General features: G+C 39.0%; 4 protein-coding genes. All 4 read left to right on the top strand.

The annotated features are described in order from the left end of the window. The first annotated feature begins 352 nt into the window (after positions 1–352). The 4 genes from LC574_RS25575 (at position 353) to LC574_RS25560 (ending at position 4,725) form a co-directional block, all read left to right on the top strand. Positions 353–1,144, top strand: coding sequence for an S-adenosyl-l-methionine hydroxide adenosyltransferase family protein (locus LC574_RS25575; RefSeq protein WP_229456348.1), 792 nt, complete (start codon positions 353–355; stop codon positions 1,142–1,144). 794 nt (positions 1,145–1,938) lie between these two features. Next, positions 1,939–3,189 (top strand): Rieske 2Fe-2S domain-containing protein, encoded by a 1,251-nt coding sequence (locus LC574_RS25570; RefSeq protein ID WP_229456347.1) that lies wholly within the window; start codon positions 1,939–1,941, stop codon positions 3,187–3,189. A 2-nt stretch (positions 3,190–3,191) separates the two neighbouring features. Then, on the top strand, positions 3,192–3,683 hold the full coding sequence (locus LC574_RS25565) for an aromatic-ring-hydroxylating dioxygenase subunit beta (RefSeq protein ID WP_229456346.1): 492 nt from the start codon (positions 3,192–3,194) through the stop codon (positions 3,681–3,683). Positions 3,684–3,741: 58 nt separating this feature from the next. Then, positions 3,742–4,725 carry a tryptophan 2,3-dioxygenase family protein gene (locus tag LC574_RS25560; protein ID WP_229456345.1) on the top strand — a complete coding sequence of 328 codons (984 nt, stop codon included), beginning with the start codon at positions 3,742–3,744 and terminating at the stop codon, positions 4,723–4,725. Positions 4,726–5,200 lie beyond the last annotated feature (475 nt).

The following is a 5,200-nucleotide window of genomic DNA, read 5'->3' as shown; positions in this document are numbered from 1 at the left end:
AATTCTTCTAGTCTGAAACGTTTCATATTTGCAGGTGAAAGTAGGTGGTTACTCCGGCGTTTTTGCTGACAGTGGTCTGTATTCAATCAGACACCCTGTTTTTTCTTATTTAGGACTTACGCAAAAAGTACTAAAAAGCTTAATTTATCGAACCGCCAAGAACGCCAAGAACGCCAAGAATCGTAGAGTTTGCGTAAGTCCTATTATTTAGTCTAAACTCCAGTAGTAGAAATCTTGCATATAGTTGAGATCACATCTAAACTGCTGATGAGGCAGGTTTACTGAGATATTTGAACATCACCCATTGCCTAACTATTGATTGCAAATTACTACCTAAGGAAGGAGGAGCAGAATGTTTATCTGCGTCATTGCAGACTACGGTACAGGAGATCCGGCATTTACAGAAGTCACACAACGTCTGCTGATGGCTTTTCCCCATGCCCAAATTCATTTGCTTTCGGTTCCAGCATTCAGTACCTTGGCAACGGGATTCTGGATTGCCCAACTAGGACTTAACCCAGGCCCTAGCGATCGCCTAATTTATCACAACTGCGCCCCTCGTCAGGATGATCCTGAAGCCCGTAGAGACAATGAAGGTGAAGGACTAACTTATGCCCTATTATCTAATGGTGTAAAAGTAGTGGGTGTGAATGCAGGCTACACCCTCTCCTTTATCAAAGACTATACAAAGGAGTTGCGAGCGGTCAACGTTTCTCGTGGTGGTTCGCAGTTTCGCTCACGGGATGTGTTTCCTCCGGCTGCGGCTGCCATTATGAATGAAGATTTTAGCCTTTTGGGAGATAGCTTTAAGAGTGAGCAAATCCCAGATGTTCCACCAGATCGAATTGCCTGGATTGATGGCTACGGCAACATCAAAACAACTATTGGGGCCCATACACTTAACTTGGAGCCTCAAACCAAAATCGTGATCCGCATTGGAGATGTAGTCAGTGATGCAGTGTATTCTGATGGCAGCTTCAAAGTTTCTGAAGGAACTTTAGCCTTTGCTCCTGGTAGTTCCGGTTGGTCAAGAGGCGATTCAGGAGAACCATTACGCTTTTTAGAGCTATTTCTGCGAGGAGGGAGCGCTTGGGAACGCTTTGGTCGTCCCCGTGTGAATCAGCAAGTAACTCGAATTGCGTGAATTACTCACACTTACCGCTTGCGGTGAGTGTGAGCTTCTGATGCAGTAAGCTAAAACACATCTAATTTGCATATCAAAATTTTCTTAATATCTTGTGGGGTGGGCCGAAAAGCCCGCCCTGATGATGTAATTTTAATACCGATTAGCTTAGTCAGAATTCCTTCAATGGCATAGCGCTCTTTTATAACTTTGGGCAAACAATAATTGGGGCTAAATGATGAAAGTCATATCTGGGGATGCAATTAGCGATCGCTAGCGGCAAACTTTATGCCTCTATGTATAACTAAAGATGTGTATCTATGTATAACTACATAAACCACCAAACAAATTTCAATAGGCAAAACCCTATCTGAACAAAGCTTTCAGATTTTTTTTGCATGAGAAATAAAGGAGCGATAGGGCTTGACGATCTAAAACTTATGTGGTTAACATGTATCAAGATATATGACTCACCGTATTATTTACTAATGAGTTATTGAATCTAATGAAATCGAGAAAAAGCTAATAATTAGTTAACTTAATTTTATTTGCGAACTAAAACTACTAACTGGCTTCATACAAGAGGAATTTAGAGCATTTCTTGATGTGAATCTCCCAACTTACCCTTAGCTCGACTTTATCCAAAATTAAGAACGCGGCTTTCTTTATTTGGCAAAAACCCTAGTTTTTTGGCAAATATCTTTTCCATGTCACTGATTATCGATAAAGTCCAAAAACTCAAAGTAATGCCCTATAAGAGTTTAAGCGCTACTGTTTGTATTTCGTAAAAATGGATAAAATCGAGCTTAGTAGGTATGCAAAAAACACCTCCAGACGCGAGTTTTGTTGACAAAAAAGTTTCTAATAAAACTATTTGTACCGAGATCCCCTATCGGTTCTATACCGACCCAGAAATTTACAAACAAGAGCAAATTCACATATTTGGGGGACGAAGTTGGAATTATGTCGGACTTGATGCGGAGATTCCAAAGTTTGGAGACTTTAAGCGCACTACGGTAGGAAGTATACCAATTATCCTTGTCCGCGCTAAAGATGGTACTGTGAATGCTTTTGTCAATCAGTGTACTCATCATGGAACGCAACTATGCTTGCATAATTTTGGCAATGCTACATCGTTTCAGTGTCCATACCACCAATGGAACTTCGATACTCAAGGAAATCTACGAGGAATTCCGTTTCAGAAAGGAGTGAATGGTCAGGGTGGTATGGCAGATGATTTTGACCCTAAAAGCTATGGGTTGCATAGATTGAATGTTACGGAGCGGCATGGTGTCTTTTTTGCGTCATTTGAGCCAAACATGGAGACCTTTGAAGAATATTTAGGTTCAACGATGCTCAATTATTTTGATCGTGTCTTTGATGGCAGAGAGTTATATGTATTGGGCTATTTTCGGCAAGTGATTAATAGCAATTGGAAACTCATTTTCGAGAATACCAAAGACCCCTATCATGCCACAATACTCCATGCTTTTTTGGTTACATTTGGACTCTGGCGTGCGGATCAAAAGTCCGAAGTCCGCATAGATGAAACAGGTCGTCATGCCTGTTTGATTTCGTGTAAAGGAGAACAGGTATCGAAAGAAGTAAAGACAGAGACAACTTCATTTGTTAACAGTATGAAGTTACAAGGGCCACAATTGCTGGAAGCTACTGATGAATTTCCAGGTTATGAAACTTGTGTGATGCAAACTCTCTATCCTAATTTGATTGTGCAACAGCAGGTTAATACTCTGGCAACCCGTCAAATTGTACCTTGTAGTCCTGATCGCTCGGAACTAGTCTGGACTTTCTTTGGCTATGCTGATGACACTCCTGAAATTAAGGCACAGCGTTTGCGACAGGCAAATTTAATGGGCCCAGCAGGTTATGTCTCAGCTGATGATAGTGAAATTTTGCAGTGCTTACAAAATGGAATTAATCCTTACAATCGAGAAGCCGCCATCCTGAAAATGGGAGGTAATGGTTGTGAGGATGCAGATCATATGCTAACAGAGTCGGCTATTCGTGCCTTTTATACCTACTATCGAAATGTGATGGGAGTGTAGTTATGCCAACGGACTACATAAATTTAGACCAAAAAATATCTCGTGAAGAACTTGAAGTTTTTTATTACGAGTATGCCAATGCCGTTGATGAGGAGATTGAGCGTTGGACATCATTTTTTACCGAAGATTGTGTTTATAAAATCGTTACTCGTGAAAATTATGATCGCGGGCTACCTCTGGCGCTAATGTACTGTGAAGGAATTGGGATGCTGCACGATCGCATTTCGGGTATCCAAAAAACCAGCTTTCATGCTCCTCGCTACTGCCGACATTTAATCTCCAATATCCGTATTGTTGGCAATTCTGAATCAACACTGCACACTCAAGCAAACTTTATAGTGTTCGAGAGCTTGGTTGATAGTACAACCAATGTCTTCAATGCTGGGCGATATTTGGATGTGATTATTCGTGAAGGAAGTACGCTCAAATTTCGGGAAAAAATCTGTGTACTAGACGGAAATTTATTGCTTGGAGCAATCATATATCCAATTTAGACGCTACCGGAAAAATAAACTAAAGTCGCAAAATTATCGGAAATTTTTTGATAAAAAGATGAATGAAAAACTGGAATTGGTAATTAGTTTACTAAAAGAGCGTTATGGCGCTCGCTTCTTAGATTATATGGAAGGAACTGCGCTGCGACGAGACTTACATTATGATGATTATATTAAATTAGAAACACTTCTCTCAATTCAGAAACCTATTACTGACTACCATGATGAGATGACTTTTTTGGTTTATCATCAGCAAACAGAGTTGTGGTTCCGTCTAATAATTCACGAAGGTGAGCGTGCAATTCGTGCCCTCAGCAATACCCCATGCGATATCACCAATGCCACTAATGCAGTTGAGAGAATTAATCATTACTTTTCTACTTTAATTAATAGTTTTAATATCTTGATTGAATGTTTTTCAACTCAAGAGTTCCTGATTTTTCGCAAAGCTTTAGGTTCAGCGAGTGGATTTCAATCTACACAATTTCGCATTATAGAAATTCTAGCAGGTCTAGAACGAAAAGCATCGCCTAGCGAAAGTTCAGGCTCTAATTCAGAAAATCACGAAAACAGGAATCAGGTATTGCCGGAGAAAGAAAAATTCTATTGGGAAAACTTAATTTCAGATAAGCAACAATTAGGTGGCACAATATCCAATCTTGTCAAATTAAAAAATAAGGACGTTGCACATTTTAACTTTGTCTACGACAAAGTTAAGCAGTCATCATTGCGCTCAATGTTTATTAGTATCGTATCTCAGCGACTATCTAGCTCCAAAGATGCTGTAGAGTTGTTTGAAACATTATTGGCTGAAGGACAAGAGAAAGACTTGATTGAGTTAGCAGAAAAATTACTAAAAATGGATGTTTCCATTACAGATTGGAAGCGTATGCATCTGAAGGTAAGTACCAAACATTTAGCTAAGGTGTCTTACGGAACTGCTGGATCGGATTGGGTGAAATATTTGAATAAGTCTATCACTGAGGAACGGTATTTTCCTGAGTTATATCTAGCTAACCAAAAGCTCTGTCAAACACTATAAATGCCGAGTGTTTAATGCTTGTACAGTAGAAAATTTATATTAAAAAATCTAAATTAGACTTTTTAGAAATTAGGTTTTTATTCAAATAAAATAAGGTTTCATAGCTCTTGATAGCGTGTGTCTATTCTGTAGAGAGGCGAAATAACTTAATAGCAATCGAATATATAGCAATTTTAAATTAGTCGTGCTCTCCGATTTCTCTCTCTGCGCCTCTGCGGTTATATTTATTTTTAAAAATGATTTAGGACTGCTATACATCTATGCAAAAAATCGCTTTATTCTAATTTTAACTCATATTTATCGCTAATTATGGACATCCTAGCTCAACAATATCGTCAGCATTTTACAATTCTTGAAACTGCTTGTTATATGATTTCTAACTCACTGGGTGCTATGCCAAAAGAAGCCAAAGCAGAGTTGGATGCTTACACTAAATTGTGGGAATTATCAGGTGTAGAAGCATTTAGGTTTAATA

The sequence above is a fragment of the Nostoc sp. CHAB 5715 genome (assembly GCF_020829685.1).
In the GTDB taxonomy this organism is placed as follows: Bacteria; Cyanobacteriota; Cyanobacteriia; order Cyanobacteriales; family Nostocaceae; genus Nostoc.
Note: the sequence above shows the minus strand (reverse complement) of the source record. Positions and strands in the feature narration are given on the sequence as shown.

Excerpts from the sequence above, each read along its gene's own strand:
- LC574_RS25575 (WP_229456348.1), top strand. The coding sequence starts at position 353 with ATGTTTATCTGCGTCATTGCAGACTACGGTACAGGAGATCCGGCATTT.
- LC574_RS25560 (WP_229456345.1), top strand. The coding sequence starts at position 3,742 with ATGAATGAAAAACTGGAATTGGTAATTAGTTTACTAAAAGAGCGTTAT.
- LC574_RS25570 (WP_229456347.1), top strand. The coding sequence starts at position 1,939 with ATGCAAAAAACACCTCCAGACGCGAGTTTTGTTGACAAAAAAGTTTCT.
- LC574_RS25565 (WP_229456346.1), top strand. The coding sequence starts at position 3,192 with ATGCCAACGGACTACATAAATTTAGACCAAAAAATATCTCGTGAAGAA.